Origin of the sequence: Spectribacter acetivorans, from assembly GCF_031846305.1 — a bacterium.
Lineage (GTDB): Bacteria > Pseudomonadota > Gammaproteobacteria > Nevskiales > Salinisphaeraceae > Spectribacter > Spectribacter acetivorans.
In genome coordinates, this window is sequence record NZ_JAVRHY010000004.1 from 245,133 (window position 1) to 263,697 (window position 18,565).

Here is an 18,565-nt window from a genome sequence, read left to right on the forward strand (position 1 = left end):
CGGTGCGCCCGCTGGTGCTGATAGCGGCGCTGGCCGCCGCGGTGGTGATCCTGCTGCTGACCCGGGGCGGTTCACAGGCCCCGGATACGCCGGTTGCCACCACCCCCGAGGGCAGCAACTATTATCTGCTCGACGCCCAGGTCCGGCAGTTCAATGCCGCCGGCGATCCGGCGTATCGAATCCGGGCGGCCTCGTCGCTGCACTTCCCCGACGAATCCGCCCGGCTGACCGACATCCGGGTCGACTACCCCCGCGATATTGACCGGGCCTGGACCCTGGCGGCCGACGAGGGGCGCATCCCGGCGGGCAGCCGCGACGTGCGCCTGAGCGGTGACGTCACCGCGGACTACAACGGCGCGGGCCGCCGCGACTGGACCATCACCACGCCGTGGCTGTGGATTCGCGCCGAACAGGAACAGGCCGAAACGGATGCCGCCATCGTGGGTAACGCGCCCGGCCAGCGGGTCAGTGCTCGGGGCATGCGCTTGCGCTTCGGCGAGGAAAGTCTGACATTGCGGAACGATGTGGAAGTTCGTTATCAACCCTGAACCCCGGCGCGCAACCCGCTGGCTGGCGCCCCTGCTACTGGCGCTGGTGAGCCCGACCGTGTGCGCCCAGGGGTTCCCGATCGATATCGAGGCAGATCGCGCCGAGGTATCGCAGAAGACCGGCGTGAGCACCTATACCGGCAACGTGGTGCTCACCCGTGGTCCGCTGCGCCTGTCGGGCAGTCGTCTGACCGTCAGCCGCAGCGACGACGGCGAAATCCGGGCGGAACTCGAGGGCGAGCCGGTGCAGATCCGGCGCGACCCCGACGATGACGAGGACGGCGCCGCCATCACCGGCCGCGCCAACCGCCTGACCTATCGCGCCGCCGAGGCGGTGCTCGAACTCAACGGCAGCGCGGTGCTCAACCGCGATGGTGACGCGGTACGCGGTGACCGCATCCGCCACTTCCTGGACGGCGGCCGCACCGAGGCCATGCGCGGCGACGACGAACGCGTACGCATCACCATCCAGCCGGAAACGGCCGCCGGCGCCGGCGTCGAAGGCGAAGATACGAGCGAGCCACCCGCCGACGACGCCGACGGCACTGACACCCCCGATGGTGGCTGAGGCCCGCCGGCTCGAAGCCGAGCGGCTGAGCAAGCGCTTCCGCGGCCGGCCGGTGGTGCGGGACGTGTCGCTGCAGGTCGCCAGCGGCGAGGTCGTGGGGCTGCTCGGCCCCAATGGCGCCGGCAAGACCACCTCGTTCTACATGATCGTGGGCCTGATCAACGCCGATACCGGGCGCATCCGGCTGGGCGACGAGGACCTCACCCGGGCGCCGATGCATATCCGCGCACGGGCCGGGGTCGGCTACCTGCCCCAGGAGGCCTCCATATTCCGCAAGCTATCGGTGGCCGATAACATCATGGCCATCCTGGAGACCCGCCGGGATCTGGGCCGGACCGGCCGCCGGGCGCGGCTGGACAACCTGCTGGAGGAACTCAGCATCGGCCACATCCGCGACGCCATCGGCCTGTCCCTGTCCGGGGGCGAACGCCGCCGGGTGGAGATTGCCCGGGCTCTGGCCGCCGAACCCGCGTTCATGCTGCTGGACGAGCCGTTTGCCGGCATCGATCCGATTTCCATCGGCGACATCCGGGCGATCGTGCGCCACCTGCAGGCGCGGGGAATCGGTATCCTGATCACCGATCACAACGTGCGCGAAACGCTGGGCATCTGCGACCGCGCCTACATCATGAGCGACGGCGAAGTCATCGCCGCCGGCGACGCCGACACGGTACTGGCCAACGAACAGGTGCGGCGTGTGTATCTGGGAGACGAATTCCGGTTATGAGCCTCAAGCAGTCGGTTTCACTCAAGCTCGGGCAATCGCTGACCATGACCCCGGCGCTGCAGCAGGCCATCCGCATGCTGCAGCTGTCTACGCTCGATCTGAGCATGGAAATCCAGCAGGCGCTGGACTCCAACGTCATGCTCGAGACCGAGGAGCCGGAGGAAACTGCCGCCGAACCCGCCGACCAGGCCGAGGAAAACCGCCCCGCCGCAGAGGACATTCCCGAGAATCTGCCGGTGGACGCCGACTGGGATGATATCTACCAGTCCGCCCCCGCCCGCCAGGCCAGCGCCGAGGACGAGGCCCTGTGGGAATACCGTCAGGCCAACCTGCATACCCCGCCGGACCTGCACGAACATCTGACCTGGCAGGCCGAGCTGGCCGGCTTCGGCGACAGCGACGCCCTGGCCGCAGCGTACATCATCGATGCCGTCGACAACCACGGCTATCTGCAGGACTGGCCGGAGCTGGCCGAACGCCTGATCGCCGATACCGGCGCCGACGAAACCCGGCTGACCGCGGTGCTGACCACCATCCAGGCCTTCGATCCGCCCGGCGTGGCCGCCCGCTCGCTGCAGGAATGCCTGCTGATCCAGCTCGACCAGGTGGAACCGGATGCCCCCGGACTGGCCGCGGCGCGGGCGATCATCGAAAACGACGGCCTGGAGGCCCTGGGCGCCCGGGATCATCCCGCCCTGGCACGACTGAGCGGCATCGACGACGCCGATCAACTGGCCACCGGCATGGCACTGATCCAGACCCTCCAGCCGCATCCGGGCGAGGCCTACGGCGGCCAGGAGGCACAGTACATCGTGCCGGAGGTATTCGTGGTCCGGCGCGAGGGGCGCTGGCAGGTTCAGCTCAACCCCGACATCGCCCCGCGGCTGCGGATCAATCCGCAGTACATGGCCATGGTCAAGCGCGCCGACAAGAGCGCCGACCAGACCACGCTGAAGGAACATCTGCAGGAAGCCCGCTTCTTTCTCAACAGCTTGCGCAGCCGCAACGAGACCCTGCTAAGGGTGGCCCAGTGCATAGTTGAAGCCCAGCGCGCTTTTCTGGAATATGGAGAGGAAGCGATGAAGCCGCTGGTACTGCGCGACGTCGCGGACGCGCTGGACATCCACGAATCCACGGTCTCCCGTGCCACGGCGCACAAGTACATGCAGACACCGCGCGGACTATTCGAACTGAAGTATTTCTTCTCCAGCCATGTCGCCACCACCGATGGCGGCACCTGCTCGGCCACCGCCATCCAGGCCATGATCCGTCGGCTGGTGGCCGGAGAAACGCATGGCAAGCCGCTGTCCGACAGCCGGCTGGCCGATCTGCTGCTCGACGAAGGCATCCAGGTAGCCCGGCGCACCGTTGCCAAGTACCGTGAAGCCATGTCCATCCCGCCTTCCCATCAGCGTCGGCGCCAGCATGCCTGAGGCACGCGCCACGCCGATACCCGCCGGCCCCGGCCGGCCGAATGCCGTCTGCCTGCGTATCCCGGTTGAAAACAGCCATGGAGCGGCGACCGGGAACGGTTTTCAGCGGCCTCGCAAGCCGCAAGTTACCAAGGAGTGCACCATGAACCTGAATATATCTGGGCATCACATGGACCTGACCGACGCGCTGCGCGATTATGTCAACGCCAAGCTGGCGCGCGTGGAACGACATTTCGATCACGTGATCGAGGCCGAAGTCGTTCTGGAAGTGGAAAAGGAACGCCACAAGGCCGAGGCCACGCTGAAGCTGTCCGGCACCACGCTGCACGCCGAAGCCACCGAAACCGACATGTATGCGGCGATCGACCTGATGGCCGACAAGCTCGACCGCCAGACCCGGAAGTTCAAGGAAAAGATCACCGATCATCACAATCGCGAAGCACAGCGCCTGCAGACTGGCGCGGTTTGACATGACCCCGGCCCGCGGCGATGCCGGCAACGGCGCGCCGCGGGCTTTCCATTTGCCACCACGGGTTGCGACATGAACCTAGCCGACATCATTGCCGCCGAACGAATCCGCGTGATCGACGACGCGCAGAGCAAGAAACGTTCGCTGGAGCGTCTTTCCGAGATTCTGGCGGAGGGCACGCCCTATCTTTCGGCAACCGAGATATTCACCGCCCTGGTGGCCCGGGAAAAGCTGGGCAGCACCGCGCTGGGCGACGGCGTGGCCATCCCGCACGGCCGTCTCAAGGGCCTGGACGAATGCGTCGGCGCCATGATCCGCCTGCCCGAGGGGGTGGACTTCGAGGCGCCCGACGGCAAGCCGGTGGACATCCTGTTCGGTCTGCTGGTCCCGCAGGATTCCACCGATGTGCATCTCAACATCCTGCGCGGGCTAGCCGAGTTGTTCACCGAGGAAGACACGCTGCGCGCCATGCGCACCGCCGACACCGACAAGGCGCTGCACGAAATCCTGATCGAACGCGACCCGATGGCCCAGGCCGGCTGACGCCACCGGTGATGGACAGCCACGCCGTCACCGTCCGGACCGTGGTCGATGCGCTGGCCCCCGCCCTGGCATTGCGCTGGCACGGGGCGCCGACCGGCGGCGACAATCGCCTGGACCAGCCTGCCGGCGGCGAGACCGTGCCCAAGGTCGGTTATCTGAACTTCATCCATCCGCCGCGGGTACAGATCATCGGCGCGGCGGAAGCCACCTATCTGCGTCAGGCCTCGCCGGCACTGCGCGACCACATCATCGACCGCGTGCGCACCAGCGACACCGCGATGATCGTGATCGCCGACGGCATGAGCCTGGAAGAACCCCACGCCCGGGCGCTGCAGGGCGCCGGCATCGCCCTGCTGGCCACGGACACCCCGGCGCACAAGGTCAGCTACCGGATGCGCCATTACCTGAGTTCGGCGCTGGCCCGACGCACTACGGTACACGGGGTATTCCTGGAGATTCTCAGCATCGGCCTGCTGCTTACCGGGCGGCCGGCCGTGGGCAAGAGCGAACTCGCGCTGGAGCTGATCACCCGCGGCCATCGACTGGTGGCCGACGATGCCCCCGAATTCGCCCTGCTGGGCCCGGACGATCTCAACGGCGGCTGTCCGCCGGTGCTGCAGGACTTTCTCGAAGTCCGCGGCCTGGGCGTGCTCAACATCCGGGCCATGTTCGGCGAAGCCGCGATCAAGCGCCGCAAGCAACTGGGGCTGATCATCAACCTGCTGCGGCCGGACGATCCCGACCTGCCCGTCACCGACCGGCTCTCGGGAAGCCGCCGGGAACGCGACATCCTGGAAGTGGCGATTCCCGAGATCACCCTGCCGGTGGCCCCCGGCCACAACCTGGCGGTGCTGGTGGAGGCCGCCTGCCGCGATCACCTGCTGCGCCAGCAGGGCCATCGCAGCGACGAAATCTTCGCTGCGCGGCAGGCCGCGCACATGCAGGACGGGGCGGCCTGATGCGGCTGGTGATCGTCAGCGGACTGGCCGGATCGGGCAAGTCGGTGGCCCTGGGCATGCTCGAGGATCTGGGCTACTACTGCATCGACAACCTGCCGATCACGCTGCTGCGCGACGTCACCGCCGACAGCCTGCGGCGCGAGGAGCTCGATATCGAGCGGCTGGCCGTGGGCGTCGACGCCCGGGCCCGGTCACGCCAGATTGCCGCCTTCCCCGAGGGCGTGGCCACCCTGCGCGCGGGCGGGCTCGACGTGCAGGTGCTGTACCTGGAAGCCGACGACGAGGTGATCCTGCGCCGCTACGGGGAAACCCGCCGCAAGCATCCGCTTACCGACGCCGAGACCCCACTGGTGGAGGCGGTGCGCGCCGACCGCGAGCTGATGCGGCCGATCGCCGATCAGGCCGATCTGACCATCGATACCAGCCGCACCAACATCCACCAGTTGCGCGAACTCATCCGCACCCGCGTGGAAGCCGCCAGCGACGGCGGGCTGTCGATCCTGCTGCAGTCATTCGGCTTCAAGTACGGGGTGCCGGACGCGGTGGACTTCGTGTTCGACGTGCGCTGCCTACCCAATCCCCACTGGCAGGACGGGCTGCGCGAAGCCACCGGACGCGATCCGGCGGTGGCCGAGTTTCTGGAAAAGTCGCACGAGACCGTGAAGATGCGCGACGATATCGCTGGTTTCATCGAAGCCTGGCTGCCGGCGTTCGAGCGCGAGAACCGCGCCTACATCACGGTTGCCATCGGCTGCACCGGGGGGCGGCACCGGTCCGTCTACCTGGTGGAACGGATTCACGAACGGTTGCGCGAGCATTACCCGCGCACCCAGATCAAACACACGGAGCTGCCATGACGCCTGTCGGTATCCCGGTACGGGACAACCCCTCATGATCGGTGTCGTGCTCATCACTCACGGTCAACTGGGCCAGCAGCTGGTCGACACCGTGACCGGCATGCTTGGCGGCCTGAGCCTGGCCACCGAGGTGGTGGCCGTCCACCGCCATGACGACCCGGATGAACGGGCCGAACAGGCCGCCGCCGCGATGGCCCGGCTGGGCGACTGCAGCGAACTGCTGCTGCTCACCGACGCCTTCGGCTCCACCCCGAGCAACATCGCCAACCGTCTGGCCGGACCGGGTCGGCGGGTGGTGGCCGGCGTCAACCTGCCGATGCTGGTACGTATCTACAACTATCCCGATCTCGAGCTGGGCCGGATGATCGAAAGCGCGGTGGAAGCCGGGCGTAACGGCATCATGCCCTGCGGGGATACCAGCGGAGACAACGCCCGTGGTTGAACGCGAGCTGTCCATCGTCAATCGTCTGGGCCTGCATGCCCGGGCGGCATCCAAGTTCGTGCAGACCGCGGCCGGCTTCGACGCCGATCTCAAGGTCAGCAAGGACGGCCGTGAGGTCTCGGGCAAGTCGATCATGGGCATCATGATGCTGGCCGCCGCCCGCGGCAGCCGCATTCTGGTACGCGCCGAAGGCCCCGACGCCGAGGCCGCCGTGGATGCGCTGGAAGAACTGGTGCGCGACCGCTTCGGCGAGGGCGAATAGCCATGCTGACGGCGTCATTCCTCCCGACCATGCAGGCCACGCCATGAGCCTGTGGCTGTCCGGCATCGGCGTGTCGCGCGGCATCGCCATCGGGCGCGTGCACCGCATCCACGCCACCGATCTCGATATTCCCGAGTACGAGATCGCCGCGGACGCGCTGGACGCCGAAGTCCAGCGCTTCGAGGAAGGCCTGGCCCGGACCCGGGAACAGCTCGAAACCATCCGCGACCAGGTTCCGGCCAACGCGCCGCCGGAAATCGCGGCGTTCATCGAGACCCATCTGCTGATGCTCGAGGACAGCGCTCTGTCCGACACCGTGGCCAAGCTGATCCGCGAGCATCACTGCAATGCGGAGTGGGCCCTGAAGCTGCAACAGGACCATCTGGTATCCGTGTTCGATCAGATGGACGACGCCTACCTGCGCACCCGGCGCGACGACGTGGTGCACGTCACCGCCCGCCTGCAGCGAGTGCTGCTCAAGGAGGAGCGCCACATCGAGGCGCGGCGCGAGGCCAATCGCGAACCACCGGTAATCGTCGCCGACGACCTGACGCCGGCGGATATCATCATCCTGCATCAGCAGGGGGTGGGCGCGTTCATTTCCGAGCACGGCGGCCCGCTGTCGCACAGCGCGATTCTCGCCCGCAGCCTGCGCATTCCCGCCGTGGTGGGCATGCATGCGGCGCGGCGGCTGCTGCTGGACGACGAGACCGTAGTAGTGGACGGCGAGGCCGGTCACGTCCTGGCCGCGCCGGATGCCGAGGCCATCGAGTTCTACCGCCACCGTCAGAAACGGGATCAGCGCTACCGGCGCATGCTCGGCAAGCTCAAGGGCGAGCCGGCGGTTACCGCCGACGGCGTGCCCATCCGCCTGCTGGCCAACGTGGAACTACCCGATGACAGCGCCGATGCCGCCGAAGTAGGCGCCGACGGTATCGGCCTGTACCGCACCGAATTCCTGTACATGAACCGCGAGGACATGCCCACCGAGGAGGAGCAACTGGCCGCCTACCGGCGGGTACTGCGCTCGGTGGACGGCCCGGTGACCATCCGCACCCTGGATCTTGGCGCGGACAAGACCCTCGGTCAGGGGCGCGACCCGGCGCAGTCCACCAACCCGGCCCTGGGCCTGCGCGCAATCCGGCTGTGCCTCAAGGAAACGGACATGTTCAGGGTCCAGCTGCGGGCCCTGCTGCGCGCCTCGGCCGAAGGCGACGTGCGGGTGATGCTGCCGATGATTTCCAACACCCAGGAACTCAAGCAGACCCGCCACCTGATCGGCGAGACCATGAACCAGTTGCGCGCGGAGGGGCATGCATTCAACAGCGCCCTGCCGGTGGGGGCGATGATCGAGGTGCCGGCGGCGGCCCTGTCCGCCCCGTTGCTGGCCCGACATGCCGACTTCTTTTCCCTGGGCACCAATGACCTGATCCAGTACACCCTGGCCATGGACCGGGTGGATGACGAGATCAACTATCTGTACGACCCGCTGCACCCGGCCGTCCTGCGCCTGATCAAGCTGACCATCGAGGCCGGGGAACAGGCCCCGATACCGGTATCCATGTGCGGCGAGATGGCCTCCGACCGGCGCTACACGCGCCTGCTTCTGGGGCTGGGGCTGACCGAGTTCTCCATGCACCCGGCCAGCATTCTCGAGGTCAAGCAGCTGATCATGCAGTCGAACGTGGCCGCCCTGCGCGAACAGGTGGACGCCATGCTCGCCTGCAGCGATGCCGACGAGTTCCGCGAGCATCTGGACGCACTCGACGAACCGGCGCCCGCCTGACTACAGGCGCGTTTCGCGCTCGGTGTCGCCGGTGGCCACAACTGCACGTGGTCGCGCCTTTCTTCTTCTCGAAACTTGAAACCCGAAACCTGAAGCGGGCGGCAGGCGGCAATAGACGCCTGCCGTCATTACCGGTACCTTCACGCAGTCCCCACGCGTCCCGCGACCGAGCCCGACAGGCATGACCGAAGCCGCGCAACTCGACGAGTCCACGGCCTCCGAGGCCCGCCTGCAATACCTGCATGAGGTGCTGGAATCCGGCCGCATGCGCCGGCTCAAGCCCCTGCTGCATTCGTTGCATCCCGCCGAGACCGCGCTGCTGCTCGAGGGCGTGCCGCGCACCAAGCGCATGCTCGTGTGGGGCCTGGTGCCCGACGACGATCACGGCGAGGTGCTGCTGCACGTCAACGACGAGGTCCGCAGCCAGCTGATCGAGGGCCTGGACGACGACGTCCTGCTGGCCGCCGCCGACGGCCTGGAAATGGACGACCTGGCGGACCTGCTCGAGGACCTGCCGGAGACGGTCACCCAGCAGGTTCTGCGGTCCATGGACCAGCAGAACCGCGAGCGCCTGGAATCGGTGCTGTCCTACCCGGCCGACTCCGCCGGCGGTCTGATGAATACCGACACGGTCACGGTGCGCCCGGACGTGTCGCTGGACGTGGTGGCCCGCTACCTGCGCCAGCGCGCCCAGCTACCGGACCAGACCGACACTCTGTTCGTGGTCAGCCGCTACGGCCGTTACCTAGGCATGCTGTCGCTGGCCCGCCTGGTGACGCTCGACCCGGAACGCGACGTCTCCGAAGTCATGGACACCTCGGTGGAAGGCCTGCTCGTCGACATGCCGGCCAGCCAGGTGGCCAAGCGCTTCCAGGATCTCGACCTGATCTCCGCCCCGGTGGTGGACGATAACGAGCGGCTGGTCGGCCGCATCACCATCGACGACGTGGTCGATGTGATCCGCGACGAGGCCGAGCACAGCATCATGAGCATGGCCGGCCTCGACGAGGAGGAGGACGTGTTCGCCCCCATCGCCCGCAGTGCCCGTCGGCGCGCGGTATGGCTGGGCATCAACCTGTTCACGGCATTTCTCGCCGCCCAGGTCGTGGGCCTGTTCGAGGCCACCCTCTCCGAAGTGGTCGCGCTGGCGGTGCTGATGCCCATCGTCGCCTCCATGGGCGGCATCGGCGGCAGTCAGACGCTGACCATCATGATCCGCGGTCTGGCCATGGGACAGATCGCGTTCTCCAATGCCCGCACGTTGTTCTTCAAGGAACTGGCGGTGGCGATGATCAACGGCGTCACCTGGGGCCTGGTCGTGGGCGTGGTGGCCTATATCTGGTTCGGCAATATCACCCTGGGCGTAGTGATCGGCACCGCTCTGATATTCAATCAGATCGGCGCAGCCGTGGCCGGCGTGGGCCTGCCGCTGCTGATGCGCAAGATGGGCATCGATCCGGCTCTGGCCGGTACCGTGGTGTTGACCACGATTACCGATATTGTGGGTTTCGGGTTGTTTCTGGGGATGGGGACGTTGTTGCTGCTCTGACTAAAACTCAGACTGCCCCGCAGACCGGAATAAGCGGAAACTTTTCGGCGATTCAGAAATCCCGAATCGTCGTAGGCGAAAGAAGATTCCGCCCCGCTGAAGCGGGCCGGGTGACTTTCTTGTGCGACAAGAAAGTCACCAAAGAAACGCTCCCGGCGGGCGAGTCCTGCCTCGAACGGGGTTCGAGGCAGGATGCCCTGTGCGCTTCGGTCAGCGAGGGGGTGTTTCGACGGATCATCCATGACCCGGCGAAAACCGCGCGCCCGTCCTGGGCGCGCCCCTTCGGGCCGGGAACCTCGCCGCCCTGCAGTGCTCGGCTCGTCCCGACGGGAATGAAGAAAAGGTGCCACAGCCGGGTGAGATCGCTTCTTCCCTCCCGTTAGCGCTTGCCGCCTGGCCGGCGGGCCATAGGGTAAGCCGGACAGGACGTCCGGCTTAGCGCCGCCGGCACACGGAGGTGCCGTCGGCGCGACCCGGCCATGGCCCGGCGGCCAGGCGGGCACCCCTCGGTCAGCCTTCGCTGACCGAGGGGCAAGCGGTCCGGGTCGCCTTTCTTTTCGTGTCTTTTCTTTGGCGACGCAAAGAAAAGAGACTCGCCCTTCAGGGCGAAATTCTTATATTTTCGGGCAAGCATTCAGGCCGGGCGATCACCGCCATAATGGCCGGCATTAGTTGCCACGCCCCCGCTCGGCCCGACAAGCCTCCCCCATGGAAGGCGGCCGCCCGAGCCGCCGAAAACTGCCATCCGCCTGCCGCTTCTCGACCGTGATTCGGCAGCGCCCGGCTTCCAGGTCCACGTTGTTGATCAAGCGGTACTCGGCCCCCGGATCCGCCAGGAATGCCAGATCGTCGATCAGGCACTTGCGGTCTTCGGTTCCCTGCCAGAACAGTTCCACGGCAAGCGGCTGATTGGCCGGCAGCGTTACCCTGCTCTCCGGCTGCTCATAATCAACCTGGCGGATATCGCCGAGCGGCCGACGCTGCCGACTGCAGAAACTCGGTTTGGCGAACAGGTACAAGCCGCTCACGCCCACGGCCCGCCCCATGAAACCCTCGCCCAATCGATTGCTGGTATAGGTCAGCGTGGCCTGCGGCCCGACAATCGGCTCGTCATAGGTCGGCGCGCGCTGCATACAACCGGCGGCAAGCAGCGCGGCGGCACCCGCCAGCGCAAGTCTCGCGGCGTCGTTCAGGCGTAGGTTTCCTTCCACCGCTGTACCCGTACCTGCTCCTTGAGCAGCTCCACCACCTCGACAATCGCCTCGTTGATATCGGGGCTGACGCTGGCCTGTGTTTCCAGCAGCTGGGCCAGGACGCTGTCGGCAATGTGCTGGACCATGTCGTCGAACTCGTCCGACTCCAGGCCGGTGACGGCTTCGTCGAGCACGCTGTTGACGGCATCACGGATGGCCCATTCCAGGCTGCGTGTCACTGCCGCGCCCAGCATCGGCACGCGCTCCACGCCGGCGATGGCGACGTTGTCCGACACCGCGCGATTGACCAGCTTGCTGACGTAGCCCTGGATCTCGTCGCGATTGTCGCCGTAGGCCTTGGTCACGGCCGCCTCGATGCGCTGGCTGATCACGTTGACCAGCTGCTGCCGGCGGGGCTGGATGATCTCCTGGAGCACGCGGGTGGTCAGATCCTTGCCGCCGCTACGCACCTCCTCCTGGATGCCATCGAGCACGTTCACCACCACCCGGTCGGAGACCTCTTCCACCAGGATGTCGTAGTACTTCTTGGCGAACGCATAGGCCCGCCACTGACGGACGTCGATCAGCCCCAGCCGCTGCAGACGGATGCCCAGAGCCAGCACGCGCAGCACGCGCAACCAGCGGAAACCGGCCAGCGGAATGCAGCCGAGCACGTCGTACCAGTGCACGAAGGGATAGAAGAACCAGCGGTGGTAGCGCTGATACCAGATGGCCAGGCCCCAGCCGATCAGCACGTCGGCAATGAAGATGGCCACGAAGTAGAGATCGATGGTGGCGAAATGCTCGTGCACGGTGGCGGCATACCAGTCATGCACCGCCGGCGAGAGCCAGGCGACACCAGCGGCGAAGGTCTCGATCACGAACAGGCTGTCGAAGAGGATCAGCCCGAGATTGATCGCTACCAGGGCGAGCACGGTCAGGTCCCAGGCCAGCCCGGCCCAGGCGAGCGTGCCCCGGCCACTCGGCCGAATGACCGGCGCCCGGCTCACGAAACCGCCTCGGCGCTCACGGCGGGCCGGCCCGCCGCTTCCCAGGTCGCCGGCTGGAGCATGGCCGTCACCTCGGGCAGCCGGGCGTCCATCTGATCCCAGCCCCACTGGAAGGCCTGGTCCAGCGACGCAGCCGCCGGCACCAGGTTGATCGGCGACAGGGTGGGGGAAAAGCGCACCATGGAGTCAGCGTAAACCCGATTGGACCGCATCTGCATCTGGACCGCCTGCGAGATCGGCCATAGCCACAGGTGCTTGGGTTCCCATTTCGGCTGAAAGCAGTCGAAGGCCAGATAGTAGGCGTTGCGGGTGCCGATGCGGCCGGATTCCACGCCTTCCCAGGCGGCCCGGGCCGGCACGTTGTCCGCCACCCCGCCATCGACCAGCGCGCTGAGATCGTGGCGATTCATCAGCTCCGCGAATATCTCGCGGCTGGTGCCCGCGCGACCGCGCAGCTCGTACTGCAGGATCGTCGGCACCGCCGCGGAAAAGCCCACCACGTCCACCGCGTGCAGCGAGCGGGTGTCCTGGTCGCGGCCGAATACCAGCGGCTTGACCAGCGTCGGACTGAAGAAACTGGCCAGCCGCCACAGCCGCGAGGCCAGCTTCATGGAGAAGGGCAGCAGCCGCGAGGCCCCGGACTCCGGCTCACGCACGTCGTCCGGCATGCGCTCGAGCGAGCGCCGGCGCACCCCGGCCACGATCAGGTCCAGCGGAATCTCCATCTCGTCCAGCCGCAGGGGCCGGCGGTGATCGCCGGTAACAAAGCGCGAATGCAGCACCTTGAGATGCAGTTGCAGCAGCCCCGGCAGGCACAGATCCGCCCGGCGGCGGCCGGCGGTGAACACGTCGGCGCGGCTCAGCGATTTGGCGAATGCCAGATATTCGTCCACCTCGATACGGCGCCGGGCGGCCCGGAACAACCCCATCACCGCGCCGATCGAGTTGCCCACCATGTAATCCGGCGTCAGGTCGGCCGCCATCAGGCGGGCGTAGGCGCCCAGATAGACGTAACCCGCACCGCCCCCGCCGCCGGCCACGCTCACGAACGCCCGGTGGCCGGCCTCGCGGTCGAGCGCGGCGGCGTCGAAATCATCCGGGTGGCTGGCCAGCAGCGCCTCGCGGGCCCGGGCGGTGAGTTCGCGCACCCGGGGCATGGCCTGCACACAGGTGGCCAGTCGCTCGCTGTCGCTGGCAGCACTGCGCAGCGGCGCATACAGATGTGCCAGCAGCCAGTCCGCCAGCGTAGCGTTGGCGCCGAGATTGATGCGCACGTCGCGCTTGCTGCCCCGGGGCGTGAATCGGTGAATTCGCGCCAGCCCCATGGCGTAGCGCAGGCACTGGTAATCGGTCTCGGACAGGTCCTGCGGTCGGGCCAGGCGCGCCCGGACCAGGGCGCGTTCCATGCGCTGCAGCTGCAGTCGCTGGCTATCCCGGTCGGTGGATAACTCGGCGGCGGACAACGTCTTCCCCCCAGACAAAAGTCGTGCGAAAGCACGCATAGCAGGCGAATCCGGCCCCGAAGTCAACCCCGGCGGGTGGTCAACGCCACCCAACTGCGGTAAAAACGCCGCCGTTATTACGCACCGTTCAGGAGAACCCACCATGCAGATTGCCGACCGCTGTTTCATCGTCACCGGGGGCGGCTCCGGCCTCGGCGAGGCCACGGTTCGCGCCATCGTCGAACAGGGCGGGCGGGCCGTGATTGCGGACGTGAACGCCGAGGCCGGTCAGGCCCTGGCCGACGCGCTGGGCAATGCCGTTCGGTTCGCGCGCTGCGATGTCACGCAGGAGGAAGACGGTCGCGCGGCAGTCGAGCTGGCCGTCAGCGAATTCGGCGGTCTGCACGGCCTGGTCAACTGCGCCGGCATCGGCATCCCGGCCAAGGTGCTGGGCAAGGACGGCCCGATGGATCTGAAAAAGTTTTCCAAGGTGATCGAGATCAACCTGATCGGCAGTTTCAACATGATCCGGCTGGCCGCGGAAGCCATGGCCAGAGGCGAAGCGGACGCCGGCGGCGAGAAGGGCGTGATCATCAACACCGCGTCGGTTGCCGCGTTCGAGGGCCAGATCGGCCAGGCCTCCTATTCCGCCTCCAAGGGCGGCGTGGTGGGCATGACCCTGCCCATCGCCCGGGAACTGGCCCGCGACGGCATCCGCGTTATGACCATCGCCCCGGGCCTGTTCGACACGCCCATGATGGCCGGCCTGCCAGAGGACGTGCGCGAGTCGCTGGGCAAGCAGGTGCCGTTCCCGCCGCGGCTGGGTCTGCCTTCCGAGTACGCCCGCATGGCCCGCGACATCATCGAGAACCCGGTGCTCAACGGCACCACCATCCGTCTGGACGGGGCGATCCGGATGCAGCCCAAGTAGGATTGTGCGCCTACCCGATTCAACACCATCCAATCTGACAGGACGATCATGACCCAACCTGCAACCAACGATCCCGTCGTCATCGCCGGCATGGCGCGCACCCCCATGGGTGGCCTCATGGGCAGCCTGAGCACGCTGTCGGCCGGTGAACTCGGTGCCGCCGCCATTCGCGCCGCGGTCGAGCGCGCGGGCCTGGACGCCGCGCAGGTACAGGAAGTGATCATGGGCAACGTCCTGTCGGCCGGACAGGGCCAGGCCCCGGCGCGCCAGGCCAGCCTGGGCGCCGGACTGCCGCAGGGTGCGGGCTGCACCACCGTCAACAAGATGTGCGGCTCCGGCATGAAGGCGATGATGCTGGCGCACGATCTGCTGCTGGCGGGCAGCGCCGACGTGATGGTGGCCGGGGGCATGGAAAGCATGTCCAACGCCCCCTATCTGCTCGCGAAGGCCCGCGGCGGCTACCGCCTGGGCCACGGCGAGATCAAGGACCACATGTTCCTGGACGGGTTGGAGGACGCCTACGACCGGGGCCGGCTGATGGGCAGCTTCGCCGAGAACTGTGCCGACAAGTACGCGTTCTCGCGCGAGGCGCAGGACGCCTTCGCGGTGTCGTCACTCGAGCGGGCCCGCCGGGCCAGCGAAAGCGGCGATTTCGACGCCGAGCTGATACCGGTGGAGATCACCACCCGCAAGGGCAGCCACACCGTCGACCGTGACGAGCAGCCCTTCGCCACCAACACCGACAAGATTCCAGGCCTCAAGCCCGCCTTCAAGCCGGACGGCACCATCACCGCCGCCAACGCCAGCTCCATTTCCGATGGCGCCGCGGCGGTGGTAATGGTCCGCGAAAGCCGGGCCCGGGCGCTGGGCCTGACGCCGCTGGCGCGCATCGTGGGCCACACCAGCCATGCCCATGAGCCCGGCTGGTTCACTACCGCCCCGGTGGGTGCCATGCACAAGCTGTTCGACGCCACCGGCTGGTCGGCCGGCGACGTGGGGCTCTACGAGATCAACGAGGCGTTCGCGGTGGTCACCATGGCCGCGATGCAGGAGTTTGATCTGCCCGCGGACCGGGTCAACGTCAACGGCGGCGCCTGCGCGCTGGGCCATCCGATCGGCGCCTCGGGCACCCGCATCGTGGTGACGCTGCTGGCGGCGATGGCAGCGCGGGGCGTGGATCGCGGCATGGCGTCGCTGTGCATCGGCGGCGGTGAGGCCACGGCCCTGGCGGTGGAACGGCTGTAAACCGGCGGCGCCGGCCTCAGGGCAGGCGGAATCCCGGCCAGAACAGGTCGTCCGGCAGCGTATCGAGTTCGCCGGCCAGTTCCTCGCCGGCTTCGGCGGCGAGAATATCGAACACCTGCTCGGCGGCTTCAATCTGCGCCGGCCCGTACTCGCGCGGAATGCCTTCGCGATAACCCTCCCGGATGGCGGCAAAGACGGCACGGGTTTCCGGTTTCACCAGCTCCCGGATGCCCTGCCATGGTGTATCGGACGCCGCCAGGATCGACTTGGCCTCGAAACTGGCGGCCAGGAAGTCTTGCAATAACGGCGCGTTGGCGTCCGCCCAGTCCTGCTTGAACACCCAGCCGAGCACCGGTGGCGACATGGCCACGCCGAGCTCGGAAAACAGCTCGCCCAGGGTGATCAGCGGCGACATGCCCAGGGCCTGTAGCCGGGCGTTGTAGTGCCAGTAGTTGATGGCGGCCGGCAGCTCGCCATCCAGCATCATCTGGTTGACCGTCGGCGGCGATTCGAAACGCGGCCGCACCCGCGTTTCAAGATCCATCGAGGCCTGACGGTCGGCATAGGCCCGCAGCAACAGCCAAGTCTTGTCCAGACGGCCGCCGGCGATACCGAGATCCCGGTCCACCAGGTCCGCCAGTTCGTCGATGTCGGCCCCGGGGTTGACCATGACCGCGCCTACCGCAAGTGAGTAGGGCGCGAACTGGTAGCGCTGGCCGCTGGCCCGCTGGCGCGCGGCCCACAGCCAGTCGGACACGATCAGGTCCACCCGGTCATCGGCCAGCGCCTCGGTCATGGCGGATTCCGAGGCCATGGGCAGCAGTTCCAGACGGATGCCCCGCTCGCGGGCCAATCCCCGGTCGCGGATCACCGTGAGTTCCCAGTTGACCGTGCCGTATTCGAGCACGCCCACGCGCAGGGTCTGAAGGGATGCGTCGTCGCTACAGGCGATGAGCAGCGGCAGCAGGCAACCGGTCACCAGCAGCCGGCGCAGCCAATGCCCCAACGCCACCAAGAGACCGGCCGGCCGACGGGAGTACTGACTCGTCGGGCCGGCCGGAACGCCGCGATTTGGCGGGAGAGGAGTGAAGTGCACGGAGGCGCCGGCCCGAACGGGGCCGACGTTCCGATACTCACTCCGCCAACGATTGAGCAAACTCCCTGCCAAACCGGAAATGCCTCGATGATTGCGGAAAACGAACCCGGTACGGGTCTGCCTGCGCCAATGCCATGACAGGTCGACGGCGCAGTGGTGCGTTCCCGCAACAGATCACGGACCCTCAGTCCGATTCCTCGTCCCGCGAGCTACGCCCGGCGCGATCCTGCCAGGGCGACCACCATGCCATATTCCGCCGACCCAGTTCGGCCATGGCGCCCCAGGGGCCGCGCTCGATCATGTCGCCCACGCGGCTGTGCACATCGTCGATCTGATCGATGAACAGCGCCACGCTCTGCTCCAGATAGGCAGTCATGTAGTCCTGCAGGGCATGGCCGCGGAAGCGGATCAGATTCTGCAGCAGCGTCTGGCTGAGAATGGGCCGGCCCTGATCCTCGGCGTCGACGATGATCTGCAGCATGAGCGCGCGCGTGATGTCGTCGCCGGTGGCCTTGTCACGGACTTCCAGCGCCACCCCCTGTTCCACCATCTCGCGCAACTGGCCAAGATTGATGAACTGGCCGGTTTCGGTGTCGTAGAGGCGGCGATTGGGATATTTTCGGATCACGCGCATGACCGGATTATCCGCCCCGCCCGACGGGGGTGCAAAACCGCCCGGCCACGGCGGCGGCAGTCCGGCAGAACTGCCGCCGCATCGCCGGTCAGTGGATGAAGTGACCGCCGTTGACCGTGAAGTCGGCCCCGGTGATCCAGGCCGCCTGCTCCGAGGCCGCGAACGTCACCATGCTGGCGATGTCCTCGGGCTGGCCGAAGCGGCCGACGGGGATTTCGGCCTCGATACCGGCGCGGATGTCATCGGGTACTGCCCGGATCATGGGGCTGTCGATGTAGCCCGGCGAGATGGTGTTCACGGTCACGCCCTTGCGCGCCACTTCCCGGGCCACGGCCATGGTGAAGCCGTGTACGCCGGCCTTGGCGGCCGAGTAGTTGGCCTGGCCGAACTGCCCCTTCTGGCCGTTGATCGAGCTGATGTTGATCACCCGGCCCCAGCCGCGGTCGCTCATCCCCTCGATCACGTTGCGGGTGCAGTTGTAGATGCCGCCGAGATTGATGTCGATGACCTTCTGCCAGGTCTCCGGGTCCATCTTCTTGAGCGGCTTGTCCTTGGTGATGCCGGCCACATTGACCAGTATATCCACCGGCCCGAACTCCGCCTCGCCCTCGGCGATGGCGGCCCTCGTGGCCTCGAAATCGGACACGTCGAACTCCAGCAGCTTGATCTGGCAGCCCTCCTTCTTCTCGTCGGCCACCAGCTGCTCGGCCACGTCCTTGTGGAAACCGGCGTGGCCGGCCAGCAGCTTGCAGCCGGCGTTGCCCAGGTAGTGGCAGATCATGCGGCCGATGGCCCCGTTCGCGCCGGTGACCAACGCCACCCTGTCCTTGAGATTGATCTTCATGTCTCGCCCCTCTCCTCCTTTATTGAT

At 67.1% G+C, this 18,565-nt stretch carries 20 protein-coding genes; 14 read left to right on the forward strand and 6 right to left on the reverse strand.

Features of this window, described 5'->3' with window-relative positions; genetic code table 11:
- Positions 1 to 2: 2 nt before the first annotated feature.
- The 12 genes from lptC to mgtE all read left to right on the forward strand — a co-directional run bounded on the left by lptC (position 3) and on the right by mgtE (position 10,143).
- A complete protein-coding gene (gene lptC / locus RM531_RS06455; RefSeq protein WP_311658158.1) occupies positions 3 to 548 on the forward strand; it encodes an LPS export ABC transporter periplasmic protein LptC in 546 nt (181 codons plus the stop codon).
- Positions 523 to 1,116: a lipopolysaccharide transport periplasmic protein LptA gene (lptA, locus tag RM531_RS06460; RefSeq protein ID WP_311658160.1), complete on the forward strand. Its 594-nt coding sequence runs from the start codon at positions 523 to 525 to the stop codon at positions 1,114 to 1,116. The genes lptC and lptA overlap by 26 nt, the downstream gene beginning before the upstream one ends.
- A complete protein-coding gene (lptB, locus tag RM531_RS06465) occupies positions 1,106 to 1,843 on the forward strand; it encodes an LPS export ABC transporter ATP-binding protein (RefSeq protein ID WP_311658162.1) in 738 nt (245 codons plus the stop codon). Before lptA ends, lptB begins: the two co-directional genes overlap by 11 nt.
- Positions 1,840 to 3,276: an RNA polymerase factor sigma-54 gene (locus tag RM531_RS06470; protein WP_311658164.1), complete on the forward strand. Its 1,437-nt coding sequence runs from the start codon at positions 1,840 to 1,842 to the stop codon at positions 3,274 to 3,276. The genes lptB and RM531_RS06470 overlap by 4 nt, the downstream gene beginning before the upstream one ends.
- A gap of 142 nt (positions 3,277 to 3,418) precedes the next feature.
- Complete coding sequence (hpf, locus tag RM531_RS06475) at positions 3,419 to 3,745, forward strand: ribosome hibernation-promoting factor, HPF/YfiA family (protein WP_311658166.1); 327 nt, start codon at positions 3,419 to 3,421, stop codon at positions 3,743 to 3,745.
- A 72-nt stretch (positions 3,746 to 3,817) separates the two neighbouring features.
- The gene (locus tag RM531_RS06480) at positions 3,818 to 4,288 is read left to right on the forward strand and encodes a PTS sugar transporter subunit IIA (protein WP_311658167.1); all 471 of its coding nucleotides are present in this window, start codon (positions 3,818 to 3,820) and stop codon (positions 4,286 to 4,288) included.
- A gap of 11 nt (positions 4,289 to 4,299) precedes the next feature.
- Entirely contained in the window at positions 4,300 to 5,247 is a 948-nt protein-coding gene (hprK, locus tag RM531_RS06485; RefSeq protein ID WP_311658168.1) for an HPr(Ser) kinase/phosphatase, read from the forward strand.
- Positions 5,247 to 6,104, forward strand: coding sequence for an RNase adapter RapZ (gene rapZ, locus RM531_RS06490; RefSeq protein WP_311658169.1), 858 nt, complete (start codon positions 5,247 to 5,249; stop codon positions 6,102 to 6,104). Before hprK ends, rapZ begins: the two co-directional genes overlap by 1 nt.
- 34 nt (positions 6,105 to 6,138) lie before the next feature.
- Positions 6,139 to 6,546: a PTS sugar transporter subunit IIA gene (locus RM531_RS06495; RefSeq protein WP_311658171.1), complete on the forward strand. Its 408-nt coding sequence runs from the start codon at positions 6,139 to 6,141 to the stop codon at positions 6,544 to 6,546.
- Positions 6,539 to 6,808 carry an HPr family phosphocarrier protein gene (locus tag RM531_RS06500; RefSeq protein ID WP_311658173.1) on the forward strand — a complete coding sequence of 90 codons (270 nt, stop codon included), beginning with the start codon at positions 6,539 to 6,541 and terminating at the stop codon, positions 6,806 to 6,808. The genes RM531_RS06495 and RM531_RS06500 overlap by 8 nt, the downstream gene beginning before the upstream one ends.
- A gap of 43 nt (positions 6,809 to 6,851) precedes the next feature.
- Complete coding sequence (ptsP, locus tag RM531_RS06505) at positions 6,852 to 8,594, forward strand: phosphoenolpyruvate--protein phosphotransferase (protein WP_311658174.1); 1,743 nt, start codon at positions 6,852 to 6,854, stop codon at positions 8,592 to 8,594.
- A gap of 181 nt (positions 8,595 to 8,775) precedes the next feature.
- Positions 8,776 to 10,143 (forward strand): magnesium transporter, encoded by a 1,368-nt coding sequence (gene mgtE, locus RM531_RS06510; RefSeq protein WP_311658175.1) that lies wholly within the window; start codon positions 8,776 to 8,778, stop codon positions 10,141 to 10,143.
- A gap of 668 nt (positions 10,144 to 10,811) precedes the next feature.
- Here the strand turns inward: mgtE and RM531_RS06515 are convergent.
- Genes RM531_RS06515 through RM531_RS06525 form a run of 3 tightly spaced genes read right to left on the reverse strand, consistent with a single transcriptional unit; the run spans position 10,812 to position 13,809 of the window.
- Positions 10,812 to 11,354, reverse strand: coding sequence for a hypothetical protein (locus tag RM531_RS06515; RefSeq protein WP_311658176.1), 543 nt, complete (start codon positions 11,352 to 11,354; stop codon positions 10,812 to 10,814).
- Positions 11,333 to 12,346, reverse strand: a complete 1,014-nt coding sequence (locus tag RM531_RS06520; protein ID WP_311658178.1) for an ion transporter — start codon at positions 12,344 to 12,346, stop codon at positions 11,333 to 11,335. The genes RM531_RS06515 and RM531_RS06520 overlap by 22 nt, the downstream gene beginning before the upstream one ends.
- Positions 12,343 to 13,809 carry a patatin-like phospholipase family protein gene (locus RM531_RS06525; protein ID WP_311658179.1) on the reverse strand — a complete coding sequence of 489 codons (1,467 nt, stop codon included), beginning with the start codon at positions 13,807 to 13,809 and terminating at the stop codon, positions 12,343 to 12,345. Before RM531_RS06525 ends, RM531_RS06520 begins: the two co-directional genes overlap by 4 nt.
- 142 nt (positions 13,810 to 13,951) lie before the next feature.
- On the opposite strand from RM531_RS06525, the gene RM531_RS06530 reads away from it, so the two are divergent.
- Together RM531_RS06530 and RM531_RS06535 are read left to right on the forward strand one after the other, a co-directional pair.
- Positions 13,952 to 14,719, forward strand: a complete 768-nt coding sequence (locus RM531_RS06530) for a 3-hydroxyacyl-CoA dehydrogenase (protein ID WP_311658180.1) — start codon at positions 13,952 to 13,954, stop codon at positions 14,717 to 14,719.
- Between the two features lie 48 nt (positions 14,720 to 14,767).
- On the forward strand, positions 14,768 to 15,964 hold the full coding sequence (locus RM531_RS06535; RefSeq protein ID WP_311658181.1) for an acetyl-CoA C-acyltransferase: 1,197 nt from the start codon (positions 14,768 to 14,770) through the stop codon (positions 15,962 to 15,964).
- A gap of 16 nt (positions 15,965 to 15,980) precedes the next feature.
- On the opposite strand, the gene RM531_RS06540 is transcribed toward RM531_RS06535, so the two are convergent.
- The 3 genes from RM531_RS06540 to phbB form a co-directional block, all read right to left on the reverse strand.
- Positions 15,981 to 16,976 carry an ABC transporter substrate-binding protein gene (locus RM531_RS06540; RefSeq protein WP_311658182.1) on the reverse strand — a complete coding sequence of 332 codons (996 nt, stop codon included), beginning with the start codon at positions 16,974 to 16,976 and terminating at the stop codon, positions 15,981 to 15,983.
- 268 nt (positions 16,977 to 17,244) lie between these two features.
- Positions 17,245 to 17,694, reverse strand: coding sequence for a polyhydroxyalkanoate synthesis repressor PhaR (gene phaR / locus RM531_RS06545; protein ID WP_311658183.1), 450 nt, complete (start codon positions 17,692 to 17,694; stop codon positions 17,245 to 17,247).
- Positions 17,695 to 17,782: 88 nt separating this feature from the next.
- Positions 17,783 to 18,538: an acetoacetyl-CoA reductase gene (gene phbB, locus RM531_RS06550; RefSeq protein WP_311658184.1), complete on the reverse strand. Its 756-nt coding sequence runs from the start codon at positions 18,536 to 18,538 to the stop codon at positions 17,783 to 17,785.
- Positions 18,539 to 18,565: the final 27 nt, after the last annotated feature.